Genomic DNA, 24,366 nt, shown 5'->3' on the forward strand with positions numbered 1-24,366 from the left:
AATTTAACAAAGTTCCATACTTTATTACCCATTATTGAACCCTTTTCTAACAGGGGTCAGTTGGGATTCCCAAATTTTCTAAAAGCCGTAAATGCTCATCCCGCCATCCACAAGCAGCGTCTGTCCCGTCATGTAGTTCGCGGCATCGGATGCCAGGAAAACAACGGGACCGACGACCTCCTCCAGCTTCCCGACCCGCTTCATCGGCGTACGGTCCAATATGTCCTTCAGATAGGCCTCGTCGCTAAGCAGCTTCTCCGTCAGCGGCGTGCGGAAATACCACGGGCCGACCGCATTGACTTGGATGCCGTATTGCGCCCACTCCATGGCCAATACTTTGGTCATATGAATGAGGGCCGCCTTCGTTGATCCGTACACAACCCCGGTTCGAAGCGCGGTATGTCCGCCGACTGAAGCGATGTTGATGATGCGTCCTTCCTTCTGTTCCTTCATGTACCTTGCAGCCGCCTGGGAAGCAACGAAAGCAGATTTCAGATTGGTCTGCACGATCAGCTCCCACTCGTCGTCCGTCACTTCAAGAGCAGGTGTGCGGATATTCATTCCGGCATTATTGACCAGAATATCGATCCCGCCGGCTTGCGAAACGAATTCCGCGATGGCCCCTTCCATCTCCGTTCGCTTCGTTAAATCTCCCGGCAGCACGATGCTTCCACCTTTATTCAAGCTCTGAATGATCGCAGCCGTCTCCTCCAAATCGCTTCGGGTTCTGGACATCAGCCCGACAACGCAGCCGGCCTCCGCCAGCCCGATGGCAATCGCGCGCCCGATTCCGCGTCCGGCACCCGTAACAAAGGCTCTCTTCCCCTCAAGATTGAAGCTTGGTAAATACATCAACTATCCCTCCGTTTGCTGTTTCCCGGTTGTAAATTGGATCGATTGTGTGCACGGTTATAACGTTAGACAAATCTAGTAACGCTTGGATTGAAAATACTGGCTCGGGTTATTATGCGGCGACTCGATGACTTCCTCGTATTTTCCGCCTGTATATGCCTCGATCACCTTTCTCCAGAAAGCCTGGGCTGGAAAATTAATGCTCACCTGCGTCACCTTCCAGCGCCCCTGGAAGTGCTCGAACAGCCGGGTTGCAGCCCATGTGCCGAGCCGGCTTCGCCGGTATTTCTGCATGATGAAAAATTCCGTCATATAATAATCCGCTTTCGGATCATCCGTCACCCGCTCTATCAGAGCGAATCCCGCGGGTCTGCCGTCATATTTAATCAAGAACGGAAATTTCCTGTCCCGCTTTTTCCAGAATTCATCCAAATCCGGATAGGGCGGAAACAATCCTTTATCATTCACGGAAATATCCAAATATTTGGTAAAGTCATACAGGTACAGCTGCATCAAATTTTCGATTACGGCTTGCTTCCTTCTTGGGACCAGTTCGATCCCTTTCCGCTCCGATTGGATGGATATCACGCTGCCGCCTCCCAAGCATTTTGTTATGTATTATGTGCCGACTGCCATGCATATCCATCTTATGCGATGAACGGCATTTCAATCAAGGAGGCAATGCAATCGTAAATCACATTAGCGCGCGGCAGGAGGTTATGAGACTAGGAATTTTCCATATGTTACACTAGAACGTATAATCGTATAATAGGAATCAACACAACAATGATTCAAAATCGAGGTGGCTCATATGAATATACAAAAAGATATGGACCGGGCGAAGCTGGATGAAAAATCTCCAACCATGCCCTGGTATGTACAGCAATTCATCGACTACAAGCTGCCGGACCTGTCCCCCTCAACCCTGCTTGAATACGTGCGGGACTATAAAACCTTCTTCAATTGGCTGCGTTCGGAAGGTTTATCGGAAGCCGCTTCCAATGCCGAGGTGACCTTGGCCGAGCTGGAACGTCTGCGAATGGACAGCATTACGGGTTATCGGCTGTACCTTACCACGCGCAGGGAAGGGGCCAATTCCAGAATTACCGTATCCCGCAAGCTTTCCTCCCTGCGGTCTCTGTTTCATTACCTAAGTCAGATTGCCGAGGATGAGGATTTCTATCCGCTGCTGAAGCGCAACATCATGGCCAAGGTGGAAATTAAACGCATTCATAAGCCAAAGGATACGGCCGCCAAGCTGAAGGGCAAAATTCTCGAGGAGGAAGAGCTCCAGGACTTTATCACGTATATTCACGAAGGTTATGGTCAGGATGTCGCGAACAACAAGCAAGCGCTCTACGCCCATGAACAGAATAAGGTCAGGGACGCATGCATTGCCAGCTTGATCCTGAACTCGGGACTTCGCGTGTCCGAGGTCGTCAATTTGAATTTGTCGGATATCGATCTGAGCAACAAGCTGCTCCATGTGTTCCGCAAAGGCAACAATGACGAGACCTTTAAAACGCCCGTCTACTTCCGGGCGCAGGCCAAGGACGATCTGGAATGCTACCTGCAGCTCCGGCAATCGCGATATAAGGTGCCCAAGAAGGAAAAAGCGCTGTTCGTCGCGCTCCGCAACGGGCAGCAGGAAGGCCAGCGGATGACCAAGCGTGCGATTCAGGCCATGATCATCAAATACGCCAAACGCTTTGGCAAGCCTTCCCTGACGGTTCATAAGCTGCGGCATTCCTTTGCTACCGACTATTATTTGCAAAATGATATTTACAAGACCAAGGAGCAGCTTGGCCATGCTTCAACGGAGACGACGGAAGTATACGCCCATCTGACGGACAAAACGATGTCCGAGGCCATTGAACGCCGCTCGGGTGAATTGTAAAATACGGGCGATCAGCACAGCTTCATTATCATTGCAGCGATCTGCGAAGTATCGTCCCAGGTTAGAACAGGAACCGTCTGCCGCTGCCGGATCTTCGGCAGAACGGACGGTTCTTTCAGCATGGCCGGGCGAACGATGACGGCTTGTACCGCCACCGTCTCATCCAGCAGTGCCAAGTCATCCGCATTCCGAAGCAGCACCAGCTTCGGGTAACCCTCTCGCTTATACCCCTCGATCAGAACCAGATCGAAATCGTCATAGCTGGCCAGCAGGTCTTCCAGTTTCGCCTCGGACTCCTTCATGATAGCGGTTCTGCCAGGCGAAGCGATCGCTACCCCTTCCGCTCCCGCTTCGCGGAACCGAAAGGTATCCGTCCCTTTATGATCGATGTCAAAGCCGTGGCTGTCATGCTTAATCACCGCGACCCGTAATCCCTGCTCCTTCAGGAGCGGCAGCAGGGCGGCAATCAGCGTTGTCTTTCCGCTGTTTTTATACCCGCATATTTGAACAACGTTCATGTCCATGCCCCCGGAAGCACAAGAACCTGCACGGCTTGTCCCTTCGCAGCACCCTTCAGCTCCGGCGGAATGACGATCAAACAATCGCTGTCCTTTATCGTGATCATCACGCTCGATTCATCCAGCAGCGCCGGTGTCGCTATCAGCTTCCCGCCCTGCACCTCGAGCCGTCCCCGGACAAACCGGGTGAAGTTGTTCACCTTGGCATAGTCGGCTCCAAGCTCAGCCGTCCATTCCTTCAAGTAAAACTGCTCCATGCCAAGCATTTTTCGAATTGCTGGCCGGACGAACAGCAGGAATCCGACGTAACACGCGCCCGGATTGCCGGAGAGGGCAAACAACAGCTTTCCGTCTTTCACCGCAGCGGTTGTCACGCTTCCTGGCCTCATCGTCACCTTGTTAAACAGCATCTCCATACTGCCGGAGGTCACAAGCTCCCCCATAATGTCGTAATCGCCGACAGAGACGCCGCCTGTCGTTACGACGAGATCATATTCGGCCAGCGCTTCCTCGACCCTCTGCTTCGCGAGCTCGATGCGATCCGGAATCGCCTCCATGATCACCGGCACCCCGCCAGCCTCCCTGATTTGCGAAGCCAGCATATACGTGTTGCTGTTGCGGATTTTGCCGGGCTCCAGCGGCGATTCGATATCCAGCAGCTCCGTCCCTGTAGAGAAAATTCCGACAACGGGCTTGCGGTATACCTCAACCTGGTGAAGTCCAAAAGTAGCCAAGACCGAGATTTCCCCGGGGCCGATCTTCGTTCCCTTGCGCAGGATGAGATCGCCTTCCTGCAGCTCGAAGCCCATTGGGGTAATATTTTTGCCTGGGGCAAGCGGCCGCTTGATCCCGACCATTGTCTCGGAACCCTCGTGCCGAATCTCCGTCGCTTCCAGCATCACAACGGCATCCGCTCCTTCGGGTACCTGAGCGCCTGTCATGATTCGCGAAGCGGTACCGGATTCAATCGGAATGGAAGATACGTATCCGCATGGAATTTCATCTACCACTTTCAGCCAGACGGTCTCTCCAAGCTCACACCGGCTCGTATCCGCCGAACGGATCGCATACCCGTCCATCCCCGACCGGGCAAACGCCGGGAACGGATGCGGGGCGATCATATCGGCAGCCAGCACGCGTCCGTCGCTTTCCTGAAGCCGGATATGCTCCGTCAATCCTGTAGCTGCATAGGAAACCGCTAGCTCTTGGGCATCCGTTACTTGCATTGGCCGGCGCTTGAATTTACGATGATGGCTCAAGTCGTCTATCGCGTTATGCTCCGACATGTAAAAAACCTCGCTTTCCTGTTAGCTTGCAAACGAACTTCTCCATTCAGTTATAACGCGAACCACGTATCCGTGGCAAACAACGAAACCGTGAACGACGGAAGTTGCAGCTAATCGGTGTTTCGATATCCGAAAAACCTGAGCAGGTTTTCCTAAATCTGAACCGGACAGTCATCTCATGCTGACAAGGCAGCATATCACGATCAGTGACGAAAAAAAAGCGCACGGACAACCTGCCGCACGCTTTCTTTGTTTATTCATCTTCGGCCCCGCCTGTATATCTTGCCCGAGCCGGTTCGCGTTTTCGGTTTTTTGTAGGATCGTTTAGGAGAGTCGAACAAACCGCCTCCCCGCTCGCCTCGCTCAATCGAACCTCGGGTGCCCCCGTTGTCCGGAGTTCGCTGAAACAAGCCGCCTCCCGTTCCGACCTTGTCCTGACCCCTGCGGGTAATCTTCCCGCTGCGGTCAACCGTAAGCGGAGGCGCTGCCTTCTTGTCCTGACTCGTCGGCTTGCGGTAATTGCCTTCCCTCGGTTTATACACGTCTTTGCTCGTATACCCGCGGTAGCTCCCGCCGCCGAACGTATCAAACAAATTGCCGATCAGGACCGCCGTTAAGTAGCCCTGTAGAAAGCTTGAATCATAATTACGCTGCACATATTCCTTGGAATCGATTTCAATCAGCGTATCCTCAGGCTTTTGCGGATCCTGCTGCAGATGGTAATACTCATCCCCGTAGACGAGAAACATTCGCTCATTGTCAACGGGTGAAGACTGGTCCGGCGTGCCTGCGGACATAAGCTCGTCAGCAACCTCCGGTACGCTCTTATCCGCCGCACGGTACACGTAGGATGTCGCGTTCCCATCCCGGTTCACGGATTCGAGCGGATACGTATCCGTAACATTCGGCGCTCCGCATCCGCTGAGCAAGGATACGAACAGGCTGACCACCAGCAGCACCTTGATCGTTAAAAAAGAGCGTTCCTTCATGTCACCACTCCCTACGTCGCCCGGATGACTCGTACATCCCCCGGGATCACTTTCTCTCCTTCATACAGCATAAATCTTCCGTTCTGCCATTCGATTCGCAAGAGCTTGTAGTCATCGGATTGGTATTGCCACACATGCTGCTCACCGCCCTGCATGAAAGGGGTTCGCCCCGCAATGGAGACATGTCCGCCGTATTCCTCCTCCAGATGGAAGACATGATCGTCCAGGTCAATGATGGACGGTACTTCATCCGGAGAGTCAAGGCGTCCGTCAATCGGCGTATATAGCGCGTATTGCACCGTTTCCCGTTCTTCAATGTGCAAATACGCGATACGGGCGCCATCCTGAAGCGTCAGGACAACCGCATTCCGGCCCCGGTTATGTACCCGGCCCGTTACTTCGTACGTTACCAAAGATACTTCGCATATATCCCCCGGCGCCAGCTGCAGCATGCTTTTCTCAGCTTTGGGCGGTTCAGGTTTCGCAAATAAGTTGCTGATTCGTTTCCACACACTCATCTTTCCTGTCTCCAATCTCCATTATGCGTTCTATAAGCAAGCGGTAATGATTAACGCGCCTACCACATGAAGCGAACCTGCAAACAAGCCGTATCCCGTTTTTCCATCACGAGTCCCCTTATCCAGGTTGAGGTTGGCAAAGTGGCGCAGCAGCCTTTCCGTCAAGGCCTCAAGCACGAATAAAATGACAAAAGAAACCACAGATACCATGATCGCCTCAAGCAGATGGTAGGATGTTCCGATGGACACGGACAATATATATCCCTGAGCCGCAAGCTTTAGGACCAATCGGGTCGTTACGGCCATGTTGCCGGCCTTGACCTCTTCCAGATCATTGTACTTCGTAAACAGGGAATCCACGAACATCAGTACGAACAGCAGCAGAGCGCCAACAGCGGTCCAAACCAGAACGCTCAAGATCATCTCAAAATCCATCGCCCAAACCTCCACATGATCATTCATCGATAACGACATCTCGAAAACAAAAACGAAGGAGGAGCCAAGCTGTTTCAAGCTTTAGCTCTTCCTCCCCCGCCTAGTCATTCCAATGTCCGTTGCCCGGAATGTGTTATTGCTTATTCTCGTACTGCTTCATCAAAGCGGCGAGCTCATCTTCAACCGCTTTGTCTTTGCCAAGGTTCTCAAACTCTTCATCCAGGGACTTTTCGCGCTGGGACATTTCATTGCTCGCTTCCGCTCTTGCTTCCATTGCCAGCATCTTCTCTTCCATTCGCTTAAGGCCGGCAGCTGCCGTATCGGAGCCAAAGCCGTTCATCGCCTTGTTGATTTCGGTTTGCGCTTTGGCTGCATTGTAACGGGCAACCAGCGTTTCGCGCTTATTCTTCATAGCCGTCAGCTGCTTGCGCATTTCCTCCAGCTTGGAGCGCAGGTTGTCTGCCGCGAGTTTATTCTGATCGTAGCTGGCCTTGTATTCGTCGCGCTTGGCTTCAGCCGCTTTCTTCTCTTCAAGCGCCCGGCGGGCAAGCTCCACGTTCTGGGCCTGGGCGGCCGTATGCGCTTGCTGCGTACGCTTCTCGACAAGAGCTGCCTGCTCTTCGTATAGCGCCTTGAAGCGCTTCTCGATCGCAATCTGAGCGGCGACGGCCTTCTCCGCATCCTCAAGGTCTTCCGTCATATCCCGAATATATTGATCCGTCATTTTGATCGGGTCTTCGGCCTTGTCGATAATGGCGTTAATATTGGACATGGTCAAATCGCGCAATCGTTTAAATATGGACATCTTATTCTTCCTCCCGCTTTTACATTAATAATCGCTGTATGGTTATTATTTACGCCGTCCGCGTCAAAACGTTTCAAAAATTTTTTAGTAACCTCTTTGATATTGCTTCGGAACCTTCTGCTCCCCGCCGAGCGCCTTCGCAGCATGCACGGCCCAATATGGATCTCTCAGCATGCCTCTGCCGATCGCAACCAAATCCGCTTTGCCTGACAAAATTACATCTTGGGCGACTTCATAATCATCCAGCAGTCCGACGGCAATGACGGGTACCTTCAGCAATCGCTTGAAATCCGCAGCCAAGTCCACTTGATATCCCGGCGCTGCCTCCGGCCCTCCGCTTGATCCGATCGGGCCCTCGCCGCCTGAGGAAATATGAAAGATGTCCACCCCGGCGTCCTTGTATCTCCGGCAAACCTCGGCGCAGTATTCCACGTCATAGCCTCCGTCGACATACTCCTTCGCGGACACGCGCATGATGACCGGCATGCCTTCCGGAACCACTTCCTTCACAGCCTGAACGACCCGTTCGCCGAACAGGGGAAGATCTTGTCCATATTCATCGCTTCGCTGATTGGTCAGCGGGGAATGGAATTGGTGAATTAAATAGCCGTGGGCTCCATGAATCTCAATGGTGTCGAATCCGGCTTCAACCGCCCGGCGGGCCGCGTCCTTAAACGCCTGGATCAGCTCTTCGATCTCGGAGGCCGACAGCGCCTTCGGTATTTTATATTGGGAGCTGAACGCGATGGCCGACGGTGCTACCGACGGCTCCGCATCCTGCGCTTTTCTTCCGGCATGGCCGAGCTGAATGCCGATCTTCGTGCCGTAGGAATGCACGGCTTCAACGAGCCGGCGATAGGCGGGAATATGTTCATCGCTCCAAATGCCTGTATCCTGGTTCGTTATGCGTCCGTCAGGATGGACCCCTGTCATCTCAACAATGATCAGGCCGGTACCGCCTACGGCGCGGCTGACATAGTGGACGAAATGCCAGTCGTTCGGGATTCCGTCCTCCGCTTTCACGGAATATTGACACATCGGTGGCATCACGATCCGGTTCTTAAGCGTCAAATTTTTAAAGTTATAGGGTGTAAATAAGTCTGCCAATCGAATATCTCCCTTCCGAATCCAAGTATGTGATGAACACTCAACCGTTATTATACACCTTTTTCGCCCAAAAACTAAAAAGGGGCCTCGAAAGGCCTGCATGGATAAAGTTCAAGGTGGTTGGGAATACCATACAGAAAATGCTATAGGGGGCTGATCGAGATGTTCAACCGAATTCATGCAGGGTTTCGCATCCTTGGGATGATGATTTGCATCCTGCTCGCCATGCCGGCTCTCCCTGGACATGCCGCGGCTTTGAACGGACTGACTTCGCAGCCGGATGAAACTTCCTCCGTCATGTCCGAATCCCGCACATCCATCGAAGACCATGCGAAACGCGCTGGCGGCGGTTCAAGAGAACCCCTGTCGCTAAGCCAATTAATGAAAAAATACCCGGATACCTTCCGGACCAGCGGGCCCCGCGTAAAAAAAATCGCCTTGACGTTCGATGACGTCCCCGATCCCAGATTTACCGGAAAAGTGCTGGATGTTCTGAAGGAACATCATGTTAAAGCTACTTTCTTTGCCGTCGGCGAGCGGGCCAAGAAACATCCGGGTCTGGTCAAACGCATGCATCAAGAAGGGCATGCCATCGGGAACCATTCCTATAACCATGCACAGCTTAACAAGCTGAGCCTCCATAAATTCAAGGATCAGATCGAGCGGACCAATCAAGTCATCAAATCAATTACAGGAATCGAGCCAAGGCTTATCCGTCCGCCATATGGCGAGATTAACGAGGAGCAGCTCCAATGGGCCCGGAAGAACGGCTTCAAAGTCGTAAACTGGAACGTAGATTCATTGGATTGGAAGGGTCTTGGGAAGGATGAGGTCATGAGCAATATTCTATCCACGGTCGGGCCGGGCTCGATCGTTCTGCAGCACGCAGGGGGCGGAGTCGGCTCCGATCTGACCGGAACGATCGAGGCGCTCCCCGGTATCATTAAAGAGCTCCGAAACAAGGGGTATACCTTCGTCACCCTCCCGGAAATGCTCGGATTGCCTGAGAGCTTCAAGCATTAGAAAGCCTCTAGTATCGCAATGCTTCCGCTCTGGTTCGCAAGCGACAAGCATAGAACAGTTCAAGAGACACTTGGAATCATGGACACCAGCCTGCCACGATTTCCGAGCGCCCTATCGCATAAAAAGGCGGCGCTGCAGAGATCTCCCTGCAGCGCCGCCTTTTTCATGTTCATTTACAATCCCCTATTCAACGGGTTAAACCTCTATTCGATAATGTACAATTTGATATCCTGAATGCCGAATTTGCTGACGAAAGACTGCGAGCCTGGAATAAAGATATCAATCTTGTTTCCTTTAATGGCTCCGCCGATATCGCGCGCTTCCGCGACAAAAGCTTTTTTCGGAAGCCCCGGATGCTCATGTCCGGTGACGAGCACCTTCGTGCCGAGCGGGATGACCTTCGGGTCAACGGCGATCGTACCGATCTCCAGCTTGTTGCCGAAGTAATCCACCGCTCCCCATCCGCCGTTCTCGCTGGCTGCTGCGGAGTATGCGGTAGCCTTTACGGACAAGGTCTTGCTGTAGTTGAAGGTCTTGCCCCAAGCTTCGACGATGTTTTTCTCATGGAATACGTTCAGGGTTGGCGAGAACCCTGTCACCGGAGCTGCCGAAGCAACCGATTTAGCGGATACGGTGCCCGGAATTTTGATCTTGAGGCCCGGGTAGATATTCGTCGCTTTGATGGTCGGATTCGCGTTCATCAGCTTGTCCAGCTTCACGCCGTACTGCTTCGACAGGAAGTAGAAGGTATCTCCTTGCTTAGCGACATGAACAGAGCTTGCATGGGCTTGGAGCATACCACCGCTGAATGTCAGTCCAATCGCCAGTGCGGTCATGGTGAACCACTTTGCCGTTTTTCCGGCGAATCGGGTAATCTTATCATGTTGTGCTTTTTTAAATGGTCGTTGTTTCAATGGTGTCATATGTCGATGCCTCCTATGTATGAATCAAGCATTTTTCGATGGTTAATCTGACGGAACTGAATATATCACAATTTTGTAACCAATAGCGCATGCAATTGTTACCAACAGGCACAAAAAAACAGCGTCAATACCTCAATAATTCAGGTATGACGCTGTTATCGAAATTTTCGATTCATTAAAAAAAGTTACAAAACCTTGCTTAGAAACTCCTTTGTGCGCGGATGGGAAGGCTGGCCGAACAATTCCTCCGGCGTTCCCTCTTCGATGATTTTTCCGCCGTCCATGAATAAAATCCGATCGCCGACTTCGCGTGCAAAGCCCATCTCATGCGTGACGATGACCATGGTCATCCCGCCCTCTGCCAGCTTCTTCATGACCTCAAGCACCTCGCCGACCATTTCCGGATCAAGCGCTGAGGTCGGCTCATCGAACAACATGACATGCGGCTGCATGGCGAGTGCCCTTGCGATCGCGATCCGCTGCTTCTGTCCGCCGGACAGCTGGGCAGGATATGCCTTTTTCTTGTCCAGCAGTCCCACAGATTTTAGAAGCTCGTCGGCGGTAGCTTCAGCTTCTTTGGCGGAGACGCCCTTTACTTGCATTGGAGCCAGCGTGATGTTTTGCAGCACTGTTTTGTGCGGAAACAGATTGAACTGCTGGAATACCATGCCCATTTTTTCGCGGGTTGCGTTAATATTGTGGTTCTTGGCCGTAATCAGCTCGCCCTCGAACGAAATCTCGCCGCTGGTCGGCATCTCCAGGAGATTCAGACAGCGAAGGAACGTGCTTTTGCCGGAGCCGCTGGGACCGATGACCACGACGACCTCCCCTTTTGCAATTTCAACGTCGATGCCTTTTAAAATTTCCAGCTTGCCAAACGATTTATGAAGTCCCTTAACGGTTATCACTTGCACTCAACTTCCTTTCCCAGACACCCAGAAGCTTCGAAAGAACGAATGTCAGTATAAAGTAAATCAATGCGGCAACAAGCAGCGGATTCAGTGCGGCATACGTCATCCCGCGCAAAATCTGAGCCTGGTACATGATATCGAATACCCCGATGAACGAGACAATGGACGATTCCTTGATAATGACCACGAACTCGTTGCCGATCGCCGGGAGTACCCCTTTCAATGCCTGCGGCAGAATGATATGACGCATTGCCTTGCCCTTGGTCATCCCGAGCGAACGGGCCGCTTCCAGCTGTCCGCGGTCGACGCCTTGAATACCTGCCCGGAAAATTTCGGCCAAGTACGCCGCACTGTTCAGCGACAGCGTCAAAATCCCGGACTGAATCGGCGTAAATTTGATGTCAAACGCGGCGAGGCTGTAATGGATAATAAACAGCTGAACGAGCATCGGCGTGCCGCGCATAATTTCAATATAAGCTGTAGCTAAGAACTTCAGGATGCCGACGCCGGACATGCGCAGCAGCGCGATCACGAGACCGAGAATAAATCCGAAGAATACGCCGAGAGCCGATATGAGCAGCGTAAATTGAATGCCTTGCGCATAATAATCCCGGTACTTCCAGAAAAATTCGAAGGTATTGAGGTTCTCCTTCGTTCGTCCGGCGGCAAGATCACTGGCTTCGTCAACGAACTTCTGGATCTGGTTATTCTCTTTCAGGCGTTTGAGCGTTGCGTTAATGCTGTCCAGAAGCTCTTGGTTGCCTTTGCGGACGCCGATGGCATACTCGTCATTCTCTGTCGTCGGCTTAGCATCCGTAATCGCCATCGTTTCGACATTCATGTTCGTAAAGGCGATCGGATACTCCGCCAAGACGACGTCGACGCGTTCACTGTCCAGTTGGAGCATCAGATCCGGTATTTTATCCAGGGAGACGACCTGGGCATTCGGAATCTCTTTCGCGATCGTTTCCTGGATCGAGCTCTTCTGAACGCCGATTCGTGCGCCTGCCAGGCTCTCAACGGTGTTGTATTTCTGCTCGTCTCCCTTGCGGACAACGACCGACTGCTCGGCAGCATAATACGGATCGGAAAAATCGATGCTCTTGCGCCGTTCCTCCGTCGGGTTCATGCCCGAGATCACGAAATCGACCCGGCCGCTTGTCAGCTCCGGCAGCAGCGCATCAAAGGACGTATCCTTGATGATGAGCTCTGCGCCAAGATCCTTGGCGATTTCCTTCGCGATTTCGATATCAAATCCGACGATGGTATCTACGCCGTCGATCGTTTTGTGGAATTCATAAGGCGCATAGTCGGCACTGGTGCCGAGAATGATGGTCTTCTTCTCGCCCTCTGCATGCACGATGCTTCCGAAAGCAAGCACAACCGCCATGCACAGGGTCATCCAAGCTATAAATTTACGTTTCATTTGAGTGCTTTCTCCCCTAACTGATCCAATTCATAATTCCCTTCCTTAAACCTGCGACTGAGACATTATAAAACACGATGCATGAATATGCAATGAAAATTCATGGATTTTTCCATAGCTGCTATGTTTTCAAACGCGCTTCATACCGCAAAATTATCATACAACGGTTAATATGTAATTTAGGCTGGTACATATACCATTAAAGATATTGTGCTAACATAAATCATTTTTGAGACAAGCAGCACAGGCAGAACATTTATTTAATTCCATATATTCACAGATAAATTAGAGCAGGACGATGATTTAGTTTCTGAAAACTGTTTTCTTGTCAAGCAGCAAGGACTAGTTCTTGAGTCATGTCCTGAATCATCAGCACAACGATCCTGCATCCGCTCGTTTAACGCACGGTCTCTTAAGCATCAGTATCTTGATGCATAATCTGCCCTGGCGTGCTTCATCTTATAATCGTTCGATCGGTAAGCCGCTTCGCATGAAGGGTGGATCCGCATGTTGGACGAGCACCGCATGGGTGCTTGAGCTTCTTGACAGCAGCACCGGGATGCAGCAGCACCGGCACAGCCGCGCTTTCCTACTTTGTTTCATTTTATTGGTCGAATGGTTATTTAATAGCTAAATTCAAGGAGGTGTAGCCATGCTGTTAGAAGCGCTGTATCACGTTCCAAGGGATAAATGGGCTTATGCCTATGATCCTCATACCATCCATTTAAGGGTGCGAACCAAGAAAAACGATATCGATTCGGTTGTGGCCATGACCGGAGACAAATACGATTGGGACCGGACGTACTTCGAAATCACCATGGAGAAGTCCGCCTCCGACGATATGTTTGATTATTACGAATGTCACGTCAAACCTAAGTATAAACGATTATCCTACGGCTTCCGCATTCATGCCGGCGATGAAACGGTTTATATGGTCGACAGCGGCATCGGCTGGGATTATCCTCATCCCCCGGCTGGTTATTTCGAGTTCCCTTACATACATGAAATCGATGTATTCAAGGTACCGGAATGGGCGAAGGAAGCGGTATTTTACCAAATTATGACCGAACGCTTCGCCAACGGGGATCCCGGCAATGACCCGGAAGGAACGGAGCCTTGGGGAGGCCAGCCGAAGGTTGACAATTTTTTTGGCGGCGATCTGCAGGGGGTGCTGGATCATCTGGATGATCTCGTTCACCTCGGAGTCAATGCGATTTACTTCACCCCGCTCTTCCGCTCCCCTTCCAATCATAAATACGATACCGTTGATTACAAACAAGTTGATCCGCATTTCGGGGATAATGAGCTGCTTAAAAAGGTCGTCGACACCTGCCATGCCAAGGGGATCCGTGTCATGCTTGATGCGGTGTTCAACCATTGCAGCGACCAATTCCCGCCGTTTCAGGACGTGCTGAAGAATGGCGAAAAATCCAGATATGCAGAGTGGTTTCATGTGAATGATTTCCCGTGTGAAATCCGGGACGGCATACCGACTTATGACACCTTCGGATTTTTCGGCAATATGCCTAAGTTCAATACCGCTAACCCCGAGGTGAAGGCGTATCTGCTCGATGTGGCGGAATATTGGATCAAGGAGATCAAGCTGGACGGCTGGCGCCTGGATGTGGCCAACGAAATTGATCATCATTTCTGGAGAGATTTCAGACAGGTGGTAAAAAAGGCCAACCCGGATGCCTACATCGTAGGCGAGGTATGGTCCGACTCCCTGCTGTGGCTGATCGGGGATCAGTTCGATTCCGTCATGAATTATCCGTTTGCCGACAAGGTGCTTGAGTTCTTCAACGGACAAATGGACGGCCTTACCTTCGCGAACCGGATCGGAGCGCTGCTGATGAGGTACCCTCAGCAAACGAACGAAGTCGTCTTCAACCTGCTCTGCAGTCACGACACGCCGAGGCTGCTAACCCGCGTAGGCGGGGATACACGCCGGATGAAGCTGACGGTGGCATTTTTGTTCACGTTCATGGGAACGCCTTGCATCTTCTATGGGGACGAGATCGGTTTGACCGGAGACGGGGATCCGGACTGCCGCAAATGCATGGAGTGGGATCCGGACAAGCAGGACCGGGATCTGTATGAGTTCTACGGGAGCATGATCGCTCTGCGAAAAAAACACCCCGCCCTGCGGCAAGGACGCTTCCGATTCCTTCAAGCACGGCACCATGACCCGAGCATCGTTTATGAGCGTGCGGATGATAAGATGCACTTCATCATTTGGATGAACAACAGCGACCGTCCGCGTACCCTCTCCCATCCCATCGTCACGACGGATTGGGTGGATGCCTTGACGGAAGAGCCGGTCAAGCCTGAGAAAGGAACCATGCATATCGAGCTTGAGCCGTTCGGATTCCGGATTATACGAAGAAAGCTGAAGAACTAAACTGATCCACCCCATTTTAACAAAAAGAAAGGGACTGAATCGCAGGCAGGTTGCCATCAACCGCCTGTTCATTCAGTCCCTTTCGATTTGCTCGTACAGCCTACTTAACCGGTTATGATCCGCTCATAAATATCCATATACTGCTTGGCCGAAGCGCTCCAGCTGTAATCGCCGCTCAAGGCATTCTTCGTCACTTTGCGCCAGTGCTCCGGCTGACGGTACAAGGATACCGCGCGGCGGATCGTATGCATCATATCATGCGCATTATAATTCTTGAAGGAGAAACCGTTGCCTTCTCCCGTAAACTCGTTATATGACTGGACCGTATCGTTCAACCCGCCCGTTTCCCTAACGATCGGCACGCTGCCGTACCGCATCGCAATCAGCTGGCTGATGCCGCAAGGCTCGAATTTGGAGGGCATAAGAAACAGATCGCTGCCGGCATAAAACCGCCGGGATAACGGCTCGTTGAAGCGGATCTGGGCCGACATTTTGTTCGGATAGCGGTTCGCCGCCTCCCGGAACCAATGCTCATAGGAAGGATCGCCGGTTCCCAGGACGATGAACTGAACCTCGTCGTAATATAAAAGCTCATCAAGGATCCGGATCACCAGATCGAGCCCCTTGGAATCCACGAGGCGGGTCACCATAGATATCATCGGTACATGCGGAGCCACCGGCAGGCCGAGCTCCTGCTGGAGCTCGATTTTATTTTGGGTTTTCTTCTGCAAATCGCTCCGGTACTTGACGGCCAGATGGGGATCGTTTGCCGGATTGTAGCTTTTCGTATCGATCCCGTTCACGATGCCGCTGAGCCGGGCACCTTGTGCCGATAGAAGCCCGTCAAGCCCGTAGCCGTAATATCCGGTTTGGATCTCGGATGCGTAGGTCGGGCTCACCGTGGTTACATGATCGGAATAAATGATCCCGGCTTTCATGAAGTTCAGGTTCCCATAGTATTCCACGCCGTCCGCCGTGAAATAACGGCTGTGAATGCCCAGCAGATCCACAAGCACCTCATAAGGAAACACACCTTGATACAGCAAATTATGGATCGTGAAGACGGTCTTAATGCCCGAGTAAAACGGGTCATGGCGGTAAACGTCCTCGAGTAAGAGCGGGATCATCGCCGTGTGCCAATCATGACAGTGGAGCACATCGGGCTGGTAGTCGATAACCGGCAGCATATCGAGCACCGCCCGGTTGAAATACGCAAACCGTTCGCCATCGTCCATATAACCGTAAATGCCGTCCCGTCCGAAATAATACTCATTGTCGATGAAATAAATCGTGACTCCGTCCTCCACCAAAGACTCGATCCCGCAGTATTGCTGTCTCCAGCCGACCTGTACCCGGGTCTCCCCGAGATGGGTCATGCGTTCCCGGTATTCTGCGGGGATATCCTTGTATTTCGGGAGCACGACCCGAATTTCGGTGCCGAGGCTGCGCAATGCCTTCGGCAGGGCGGCGATGACGTCCGCCAAGCCTCCGGTCTTGATGAATGGTCCGCATTCCGAAGCGGCGTATAATAGCTTCATGCCTGCTCCCCCCTCTTGCTGTTCTTGTTTGTTATTAGCCGTCCGGACGGCTTTACCTTAGCTCCCGCCCTTGCGGTTACCGCAGTGTTGGCTGCTTTAGCTGTTTTAACTGCTTTCGTCTCTTTCGCCTCTTTCGTCTCCTTCATCCTGCGCGTCTTAGGCGGCTTCTTCTTCAAGATCACCATGCCGAGCGGCGGCAGCTTAATCTCCAGGCTTTGCGCCTGCTGATGCCACGCCAGCTTCTCCGTTTTGATCTCTCCGACATTCAGCAGACCCTCTCCTCCGAAATCGGCATGATCCGAGTTAAAGATTTCGATGTACTGCCCCGGACGCGGGGCACCGATGCGGTAGGCTGCATAGGAACGCGGCTGAAAGTTGATGACAACGAGCAGGGTATCGCCCGGCTTCTTCCCTTTTCGCATAAAGGAAATCACGCTTTGACTGTCATCGTCCGCACTCAGCCACTCGAATCCGTGAATGTCATGATCCATTTCCCACAGCGCTTTCTCATTAACGTATAACCGGTTTAAAGCTGCTGTGTAATACATATGCTTGCGATGGCTTTCATAATCCAGCAGCAGCCAATCCAGCTGCTCCTCATCCTTCCATTCGATGAACTGGCCGAACTCGCCGCCCATGAACAGCAGCTTTTTGCCCGGGTGGGTCATGAGATATCCGAGCAAGATCCGGAGTCCGGCAAATTTTTGCTCGTAGCTCCCCGGCATTTTGTTCAGCAGCGATCTTTTGCCATGCACTACCTCATCGTGGGAAAGCGGCAGCGTAAAATTTTCGGAGTAGGTGTACATCATCGGAAAAGTCAGCAAGTTATGCTTCGAAGGCCGCTGATCAAAATCGTGCTCGATGTAGGAGAGGGTATCGTTCATCCAGCCCATGTTCCACTTATAGTTGAAGCCTAGTCCGCCTTCGTGTACGGGGGCGGTGACGCCCGGCCATGCGCTTGATTCCTCCGCCATCATGAGCGCATTCGGGTAATAGTGAAACACCGTTTTGTTCAGCTGCTGCAAAAACGAGATCGCCTCCAGATTTTCCAAGCCCCCTTGCGCATTCATGCTGTACTGGCCTGCGGGCTTTTCGAAATCAAGCCGGATCATGCTTGTCACCGCATCCACGCGCAGCCCGTCGATGTGATACATATCCATCCAGAATAATGCATTGGAAATCAAGTATGAAATGACTTCCGGCTTGGCATAATCGAAAGACAATGTTCCCCATCCGGGCTTCTCCGCTTTCTGAGGGTCCTCGTATTCGTACAGCGGCGTCCCGTCAAATTGGCGAAGACCGTGAGCATCCTTGGCGAAATGGGCCGGCACCCAATCCAGCAGCACGCCGATTCCGGCCTGATGCAGCTTGTCGACCAGATACATGAAATCGTGAGGCGATCCGTACCGGCTGGTCAGCGCGTAAAAGCCGGTGCCTTGGTACCCCCATGAAAGATCATACGGATGCTCTGCAAGCGGCATGAATTCCACATGGGTGTAGCTCATTTCCAGCAAATAAGGGATTAAAAGCTCTGCCATTTCCCGGTATGTATAAAAAGAGCCGTCGTCCTTTTGCCGCCATGTGCCCATATGCATCTCATAGATGTTCAATGGCTTGTTAAACGGGGACTTGCCCCTGCGGCGCCACGCCCCATCATTCCATCGGTAACCGGACAAATCCGTGACCACCGAAGCCGTTGCCGGCCTGACTTCGGCTTGGAAAGCGTAAGGATCGGCCTTCAGGAATGTTTCACCATAAGGGCCCATAAGCTGGTATTTGTAAAATGTTCCAGCTTGCATGCCGGGGAAAAAACGACTCCAAATTCCCGAATCGGGTATCCTATATAACGTGTCTTTGCTGCCGTCCCAACCGTTCCAATCACCGGCAAGCCCGACTTGCTTAGCGTGCGGAGCCCACACGGTAAACCGGACGCCCTCCTCCCCTTCTTCCCGGGTGGGGTGCGCTCCCATGCATCGGTAGCTGTGGAACCAGGTTCCTTCATGAAACAAGTACACTTGTTCCGGAGTCATGTTTCCTTCCCTAATTGCTTGGCTCAATACTCTTCACCTGCTTTGTCATAAAAATCCATAGATTATTAATGCTATTACCCCATTCTAACCATGTTGAAAATAAAAAATGTCCTTGAAAAATAATTTTGTAATTTTCAATTTCACATTTCAATATAATCGTTTCAAACCCCGGAAATGACGTTTATGTATGTACAACGCTCGAAAATACATTGGGAGGGAAACGTGATGAAGAAAAAAGACTGTATTGCTATGCTTTTAGCCGGAGGTGAGGGCAAACGATTGGCTCCTCTGACTTCGAAGCTGGCAAAACCCGCTGTTCCATTTGGCGGCCGCTACCGCATAATCGATTTTCCTCTCAGCAATTGCGCCAATTCCGGTATTGACACTGTCGGAGTTTTGACGCAGTACGAGGCAGAATCGCTGCACGAGCATATCGGAGAAGGCGAGCCTTGGGGCATGGCCCGTACAAACGCAAATGGCATTGCGCTCCTTCCTTCGCACAACACGGAAACTCAGGAATATCTAGGGACTGCAGATGCCATATATAAAAACATACCATTCATTGACGAGCAGGATCCGGAGCATGTGCTGATCTTGTCCGGGGACCACATTTATCAGATGGATTACCGCGAGATGCTGGAGGCCCATAAGCGGCAGGGAGCGCCTGCAACGATCTCTGTGATGGAGGTTCCATGGGAAGAAGCAAGCCGGTTCGGCGTCATGAGTGTGGACGACAATCTGAATATTATCGAATTTGCGGAGAAGCCGGCAAAGCCGAAAAGCAATCTGGCTTCGATGGGAATTTATTTGTTCCGTTGGGACTATCTGAAGCAGCACCTGCTCGAGGATGCCGCCGACCCGAACTCCAGCCATGACTTCGGGAAAGACGTCATCCCTAAAATGCTGTCCGGCCATGAATCCTTGCTGGCCTTCCGTTTCCAGGGCTATTGGCGCGATGTCGGCACGGTCGAAAGCCTGTGGGAAGCCCATATGGATGTGCTGCGCGCCAGCGAACTCGTGCTGGAACGAACCGATTGGCCAATGTACACCCGCCCGTGGATGTCGAAGCCTTCCACGACCCGCACCCGTAATCACGAGTACGCCGACTGCCTTATACACGAGCACTGCTCGTTCGAAGGCAAGGCGAAGAATTCGGTCGTATTCTGCGGCGCGGAAATCGGCAAATATTCCATCGTCAAGGACAGCGTCATTATGCCGAATGCCAGGGTGGGAAAGGGCGTCCATATTGAGCATGCCATCGTTGGCGAAGGAGCCGTAATCAGAGATGGCGCCGTCGTCAAAGGCTCGCCGGGCAACGTCGTGGTTGTCGGCCCTTACGAAACCGTGCTTCCAAAGCCGACGATCCGGACCCAGCCAAGCCGCCTTTTGCAGGATGTATACGAAAAGGGACGGCTGCGGGCCAACGTCTCTTCTTCCTAACATCGTATCGTTCCCATGGACGATAGATGCAGCCAGCCATAATAATCAAAAAGCGATCCGGCCGGATCGCTTTTTTTGATATTAAACATACTTTCGCCGATTTCGCGCAATTGCCCCAGTGCTTTCAGCTCAGCTCAATGCCGCTTCCTGTTTTACCTAAGCATGAAGCCCGTGATCAGACAAATACCTTTTCGTACAAATTCACGATTCGGCCGCCCATATCCTGCTCGGCCACAAATTGAAATCCCTGCCCCACATAGAACTGGTTCAGCCCCGGGAGATGGGACACGCAGTCCAGGCGAAAGCCTGCCCTGCCCTCTGCGCGCAGCTTCTCCTCCGCGAACGACAGCATGCCCGCTCCGAGGGATAATCCCCGGAATTGCGGCCGAACGGTCAATCGATGCAAATAACCGAACGACGGATCATCCCGCTCCCCCCAATACGAGGGATCACCGTATTGAAGGGTGAACATCCCGGCCGCTTCACCATCTTGCCGCAGCAGAAAAACCTCGCGCTCCTTCAAATACTGCTGCATAAGCTCCATCGTGAACAGGGATGGCGTCCATTGCCCAAGCCCCTGCTTCACCATCAGCTCTGCTGTCTCCCGCAGCATGGACAGCATATCGCCGGCGTCCTCCTGCACAGCCATCCCGAGCTGAAAGCTGCCTTTTGCCGTGGTAAAAATCCTCAATGCCTTATTCGACATCCTGTTCTCCCCCGTTCTCATAGTCATCTAAAAAAAGGCTTTGCCGAATCGCTTCGGCAAAGCCTTATACGGTCGGGCCGGGCATGCCTTCCTCCCCGTTTTCCAGCCCGCCGGCCACCGGAATTTTCCCTTCCGGAAGCGGCAGTTTGACAATGACGGATGTTCCGTGCCCGAGCTCGCTCTCCATCTCCATCGTACCGCCGTGCAGCTCAACGAGCTGCTGTGTGATCGCAAGGCCAAGACCGGTGCCGCCGTTGAGCGGATTGACCTGGAAGAAGCGATCCTTCACCCTGCGCAGATGCTCCTCCGAAATGCCGATCCCATAATCCCTGACCGTCACCGTGACGAACTTCTCCTCCATCGTAAAGTACAGGTTGATGACGCCGTTCTCATGCGAGAATTTCACCGCATTGTCCACAATATTGAGGAACACCTGCTTCAGCCGGTTGGCATCGCCGTATATGATCGGCTTCTCTTCCGACTCCAGCTTGATGGTGACGCCCTTCTTCTCGGCCTTCGCCCACAGATTCAAAATGATCTCCTGCAGCAGCTCCCGCAGATTGACGATCCCCTTCACCAGCTTCATTTCATTCTGCTGGAGCTTGGAGAAGTCCAGCAGCTCTTCCACAAGCCCGATCAAGCGGTCGGTCTCCTTGGCAATAATCTGCATCCCGATCTTTGTTTCCTCCGGATCATAGCCGCCCGAGTCGAGTGTTTCGCTCCAGCCCTTGATGCTGGTGAGCGGGGTCCGGAGCTCATGGGAGATCGAGGAGATAAAATCATCCTTGACCTGGTTGCTCCGCACGATTTCCTGGGCCATGTAGTTCAGGGTAGACGACAGCTCGCCAAGCTCGTATTTGTAATCCCCCTTGATGCGGACATTAAATTTGCCCTTGGCCATCTGGGTGGATACCGTCGTAATATTATTGATCGGCTTCACGATCGAGTTGGCCAGACCGATGCTGAACGCCAGCACGATCGCAAGCACCGCTGCCCCGATGCTGACGGCGAATAACGTCAGCTTGAGCAGTCGATCGTTAATGAGATCCAGCGACGTTACGTAACGAAGGATATACGTTTGATCGAAGCCGTTCTGAATCGACTGGGAAACAGCCATTACGATTTGTCCGGTACCGGGCTGTTTGCCGACCCAACGGCTGGTGTCGCCCGCGAGCGCCTGCGTCACGTCACTTGTCTTGATCGTTTGCTCCAGATCGAAGCCGGCCGATGTCGTCAGCACCTGCCCGGACGTGTTCAAAATTTGCAACTCGGTATTGTAGAGCTCAAAATGCCGAACCATCTCGCTCAGCTGATTCACATTATCCGACGACGTGACCCGGAACGGCTGATAGAACTCGTTCGAGAGGCGGATATGGTTGCTGACATGGTTATACACCGTATCGTAATAATAGGTTCGGATTGCGATTAGAAAGATTACTTCAACCAGCAGCAAGGCGATGAACACTACCAGGAAGTAGTGCAGCACGATTTGCCGCCGAATGCCTTTTTTGATCATTAGCCCTGACCCTTCCATTTATAGCCGTGTCCCCATACCGTTTGGAGATATTCCGGCTCGGAAGGATTGCTCTCGATTTTTTGGCGCAGTCTCCGAATATTGACGTCCACGATTTTGGGGTCGCCCATATATTCTTTGCCCCAAACATGGTCCAGCAGGACATCACGGCTAAGCGGCGTATTTTCTTTTTCCAGGAAAAACTGCACCAGCGAAAACTCGGTCGGTGTCAGCTCGACGGACTGGCCGTTCTTCTTGAATTGCTTGGATATCAGGTCAAGCGTGAACGGACCGGACTGGAACGATACCTTAGCGGCTCCGGCTCGCTGAACGTTGACCCGGCGCAGCAGGGACTGAAGCCTTGCAATCAGCTCCGTCGGACTGAACGGCTTGCTGACATGGTCGTCGGCACCGACGGACAGCGCATATACCTTGTCCTGCTCCTGAACCTTGGCGGTCAGAAAGATAATGCCGATTCGCTCATTCGTCTCCCGAATTCTCCGGCACACCTCGAACCCGTCGATCCCGGGAACCATGACGTCCAGCAATGCGATATCGATGTCTGGCGTCGACTGCAACAGGCGCAGCGCTTCGTTACCGTCTCCGGTCTCGAGAACTTCAAACCCGTTGCGTTTAAGATTGATCACGATAAAACTGCGAATGGATTCTTCGTCTTCCAATATGAGTACTTTACTCAAGATCTAGTTCCCCTTTCTTTCGATAGGAGCCACATTGTTGCTTGGCTTGTTCTCTTTTTTGCTAAGCTTTAGATCGCCGTGGCTTCGGTACGCGATAACGCGGCTTTTTTCCTTCACTAAAATCTCCCAATCGGACTCAGCCTCCGCCCACTGGGCCATCGTGAAAAATTTAATCTCCGCCACTGATTCACCAGAATCGATCATCACGAAATTCAGATAGGAATCTTTGTTGGATTCCGGGGTAATCGTAATCTGGTTGTACAGGTCGGCCGGGAAATCCAAATAGAAGTGGTTATTGATATCATAGTATCTTTGAAGCACGAATTGCAGTCCTTCATTTTCATTCACTTCGCGAATTTCTCCGTCCCACTGATAATAGGTGGTAAAGTAAGGGATTTCCTCGAAGAGCCGGTCCTCCCAGCCTGCCGGTCTTTCCAGCAATCCAATCTCCAGAGTGCCGTCATCGTTCACGTCTTCGCTCTCGATCGGCAGCTCTTTGAAGGTCAGCAGCTCATCCTGCAGGATATCGACAAACTTATTATCCTCCATGATGATCAGCTTCGAATAGGAGGAATTGGATATAACCGAAGCATCGAGAATTATACCTTCTTTATTTTTAGCCACTTTCCCTGCGACAACATTGTAATAACTTTCAATATTCGGTCCGAGATCCAGCTTATCCAGCTCAACGAAGGCTTCCTCGAACTTGTCATATTGATACGTGCTGACGTACGACAGCTCTTTCTGCTGGAGATAAACGACGGTAATATCCTTGATCTTGTCGCCGTTCAAATCCCCGATATTAAAGTGGGTATAAGGCAGCGGAGCTACCTTCTCGAGCGAGTTGCCCGAGAACGAATAGACGATCAACAGGTTCTGAAGATTCTCCTCGCCGCGGGAGAAGCCTGCAACGATATCGACCTTGCCGTCATTCGTGAAATCTACGAAATCAAACGATTCCAGCACGGTCCCTTCCCCGTCAAAATCCAGCAGCTTGACCCAGGCATCTCCCTGCTGCTGCATGATCATGCCGTGGATCTTCACTTCTTCATCCGGCGTCTGATAGAAGACGACCGCTTCCAGCACACCGTCATTGTCCAGATCCTGAATGCGGATCGAGCTGCTGTCCACGTCGCTCCTTGGTCTGATGATTGCCCCGGTATCGGTCTTCCGTTTCTGAAGGGCTGTCTGGATCGCGCCGTGCAGCGTCGCTTTATCCGCAGGCAGTTCCGGCTTCTTCATCAGCGAGACCGGATCCTGAATAAACGTGCAGCCGCTAAGCAGAAACAGCAGCAAGCCGGACAGCAAGGCTTGTATCACTCTATATTTCAATCCAGATCATCTCATTTC

The 24,366-nt window shown here is 52.1% G+C and carries 22 protein-coding genes; 4 read left to right on the forward strand and 18 right to left on the reverse strand.

Annotation, left to right across the window (positions count from 1 at the left end):
* Positions 1 to 78: 78 nt before the first annotated feature.
* Both J2Z18_RS08740 and J2Z18_RS08745 read right to left on the reverse strand, forming a co-directional pair.
* The gene (locus J2Z18_RS08740; protein ID WP_007130037.1) at positions 79 to 852 is read right to left on the reverse strand and encodes an SDR family NAD(P)-dependent oxidoreductase; all 774 of its coding nucleotides are present in this window, start codon (positions 850 to 852) and stop codon (positions 79 to 81) included.
* 75 nt (positions 853 to 927) lie between these two features.
* On the reverse strand, positions 928 to 1,440 hold the full coding sequence (locus J2Z18_RS08745) for a GNAT family N-acetyltransferase (RefSeq protein WP_007130036.1): 513 nt from the start codon (positions 1,438 to 1,440) through the stop codon (positions 928 to 930).
* 223 nt (positions 1,441 to 1,663) lie between these two features.
* On the opposite strand from J2Z18_RS08745, the gene xerS reads away from it, so the two are divergent.
* A complete protein-coding gene (gene xerS / locus J2Z18_RS08750) occupies positions 1,664 to 2,749 on the forward strand; it encodes a tyrosine recombinase XerS (protein WP_210094596.1) in 1,086 nt (361 codons plus the stop codon).
* Between the two features lie 11 nt (positions 2,750 to 2,760).
* Here the strand turns inward: xerS and mobB are convergent, their stop codons facing one another.
* The 7 genes from mobB to J2Z18_RS08785 all read right to left on the reverse strand — a co-directional run bounded on the left by mobB (position 2,761) and on the right by J2Z18_RS08785 (position 8,407).
* A complete protein-coding gene (gene mobB, locus J2Z18_RS08755) occupies positions 2,761 to 3,267 on the reverse strand; it encodes a molybdopterin-guanine dinucleotide biosynthesis protein B (RefSeq protein ID WP_007130034.1) in 507 nt (168 codons plus the stop codon).
* On the reverse strand, positions 3,264 to 4,553 hold the full coding sequence (locus J2Z18_RS08760; RefSeq protein ID WP_007130033.1) for a molybdopterin molybdotransferase MoeA: 1,290 nt from the start codon (positions 4,551 to 4,553) through the stop codon (positions 3,264 to 3,266). The genes mobB and J2Z18_RS08760 overlap by 4 nt, the downstream gene beginning before the upstream one ends.
* A gap of 257 nt (positions 4,554 to 4,810) precedes the next feature.
* Positions 4,811 to 5,542: a DUF4247 domain-containing protein gene (locus tag J2Z18_RS08765; protein ID WP_007130032.1), complete on the reverse strand. Its 732-nt coding sequence runs from the start codon at positions 5,540 to 5,542 to the stop codon at positions 4,811 to 4,813.
* 11 nt (positions 5,543 to 5,553) lie between these two features.
* Positions 5,554 to 6,060 (reverse strand): DUF4178 domain-containing protein, encoded by a 507-nt coding sequence (locus J2Z18_RS08770; protein WP_007130031.1) that lies wholly within the window; start codon positions 6,058 to 6,060, stop codon positions 5,554 to 5,556.
* A gap of 30 nt (positions 6,061 to 6,090) precedes the next feature.
* Positions 6,091 to 6,495, reverse strand: coding sequence for a DUF350 domain-containing protein (locus tag J2Z18_RS08775; protein WP_028403504.1), 405 nt, complete (start codon positions 6,493 to 6,495; stop codon positions 6,091 to 6,093).
* A 133-nt stretch (positions 6,496 to 6,628) separates the two neighbouring features.
* The gene (locus tag J2Z18_RS08780; protein ID WP_007130029.1) at positions 6,629 to 7,300 is read right to left on the reverse strand and encodes a PspA/IM30 family protein; all 672 of its coding nucleotides are present in this window, start codon (positions 7,298 to 7,300) and stop codon (positions 6,629 to 6,631) included.
* An 84-nt stretch (positions 7,301 to 7,384) separates the two neighbouring features.
* Positions 7,385 to 8,407, reverse strand: a complete 1,023-nt coding sequence (locus J2Z18_RS08785) for an NADH:flavin oxidoreductase/NADH oxidase (RefSeq protein ID WP_007130028.1) — start codon at positions 8,405 to 8,407, stop codon at positions 7,385 to 7,387.
* A gap of 162 nt (positions 8,408 to 8,569) precedes the next feature.
* Here J2Z18_RS08785 and J2Z18_RS08790 point away from each other — a divergent pair, with 162 nt between their 5' ends.
* A complete protein-coding gene (locus tag J2Z18_RS08790) occupies positions 8,570 to 9,430 on the forward strand; it encodes a polysaccharide deacetylase family protein (RefSeq protein ID WP_007130027.1) in 861 nt (286 codons plus the stop codon).
* Positions 9,431 to 9,633: 203 nt separating this feature from the next.
* Here the strand turns inward: J2Z18_RS08790 and J2Z18_RS08795 are convergent, their stop codons facing one another.
* The 3 genes from J2Z18_RS08795 to J2Z18_RS08805 form a co-directional block, all read right to left on the reverse strand.
* Complete coding sequence (locus tag J2Z18_RS08795) at positions 9,634 to 10,353, reverse strand: 3D domain-containing protein (RefSeq protein ID WP_007130026.1); 720 nt, start codon at positions 10,351 to 10,353, stop codon at positions 9,634 to 9,636.
* Between the two features lie 185 nt (positions 10,354 to 10,538).
* Complete coding sequence (locus tag J2Z18_RS08800) at positions 10,539 to 11,261, reverse strand: amino acid ABC transporter ATP-binding protein (protein WP_028403508.1); 723 nt, start codon at positions 11,259 to 11,261, stop codon at positions 10,539 to 10,541.
* Entirely contained in the window at positions 11,248 to 12,690 is a 1,443-nt protein-coding gene (locus tag J2Z18_RS08805; RefSeq protein WP_007130024.1) for an ABC transporter substrate-binding protein/permease, read from the reverse strand. Before J2Z18_RS08805 ends, J2Z18_RS08800 begins: the two co-directional genes overlap by 14 nt.
* Positions 12,691 to 13,342: 652 nt before the next feature.
* Here J2Z18_RS08805 and J2Z18_RS08810 point away from each other — a divergent pair.
* Complete coding sequence (locus tag J2Z18_RS08810) at positions 13,343 to 15,091, forward strand: alpha-glycosidase (protein WP_210094597.1); 1,749 nt, start codon at positions 13,343 to 13,345, stop codon at positions 15,089 to 15,091.
* 104 nt (positions 15,092 to 15,195) lie between these two features.
* Here the strand turns inward: J2Z18_RS08810 and glgA are convergent, their stop codons facing one another.
* The gene (gene glgA / locus J2Z18_RS08815; protein WP_210094598.1) at positions 15,196 to 16,629 is read right to left on the reverse strand and encodes a glycogen synthase GlgA; all 1,434 of its coding nucleotides are present in this window, start codon (positions 16,627 to 16,629) and stop codon (positions 15,196 to 15,198) included.
* Positions 16,626 to 18,659 carry a 1,4-alpha-glucan branching protein GlgB gene (gene glgB, locus J2Z18_RS08820; protein WP_232239197.1) on the reverse strand — a complete coding sequence of 678 codons (2,034 nt, stop codon included), beginning with the start codon at positions 18,657 to 18,659 and terminating at the stop codon, positions 16,626 to 16,628. Before glgB ends, glgA begins: the two co-directional genes overlap by 4 nt.
* Positions 18,660 to 18,884: 225 nt before the next feature.
* Between glgB and J2Z18_RS08825 the strand changes: the two genes are divergently transcribed.
* Positions 18,885 to 20,099 (forward strand): glucose-1-phosphate adenylyltransferase, encoded by a 1,215-nt coding sequence (locus tag J2Z18_RS08825; RefSeq protein ID WP_028403513.1) that lies wholly within the window; start codon positions 18,885 to 18,887, stop codon positions 20,097 to 20,099.
* 175 nt (positions 20,100 to 20,274) lie between these two features.
* On the opposite strand, the gene J2Z18_RS08830 is transcribed toward J2Z18_RS08825, so the two are convergent.
* The 4 genes from J2Z18_RS08830 to J2Z18_RS08845 form a co-directional block, all read right to left on the reverse strand.
* Positions 20,275 to 20,805 carry a GNAT family N-acetyltransferase gene (locus J2Z18_RS08830; RefSeq protein ID WP_007130019.1) on the reverse strand — a complete coding sequence of 177 codons (531 nt, stop codon included), beginning with the start codon at positions 20,803 to 20,805 and terminating at the stop codon, positions 20,275 to 20,277.
* 64 nt (positions 20,806 to 20,869) lie between these two features.
* Positions 20,870 to 22,321 (reverse strand): sensor histidine kinase, encoded by a 1,452-nt coding sequence (locus tag J2Z18_RS08835; protein ID WP_007130018.1) that lies wholly within the window; start codon positions 22,319 to 22,321, stop codon positions 20,870 to 20,872.
* Positions 22,321 to 23,016, reverse strand: coding sequence for a response regulator transcription factor (locus J2Z18_RS08840; protein WP_007130017.1), 696 nt, complete (start codon positions 23,014 to 23,016; stop codon positions 22,321 to 22,323). Before J2Z18_RS08840 ends, J2Z18_RS08835 begins: the two co-directional genes overlap by 1 nt.
* A gap of 3 nt (positions 23,017 to 23,019) precedes the next feature.
* On the reverse strand, positions 23,020 to 24,348 hold the full coding sequence (locus J2Z18_RS08845) for a hypothetical protein (RefSeq protein WP_210094599.1): 1,329 nt from the start codon (positions 24,346 to 24,348) through the stop codon (positions 23,020 to 23,022).
* Positions 24,349 to 24,366: the final 18 nt, after the last annotated feature.

The organism is Paenibacillus lactis, from assembly GCF_017873605.1.
Classification (GTDB): domain Bacteria; phylum Bacillota; class Bacilli; order Paenibacillales; family Paenibacillaceae; genus Paenibacillus_AQ; species Paenibacillus_AQ lactis.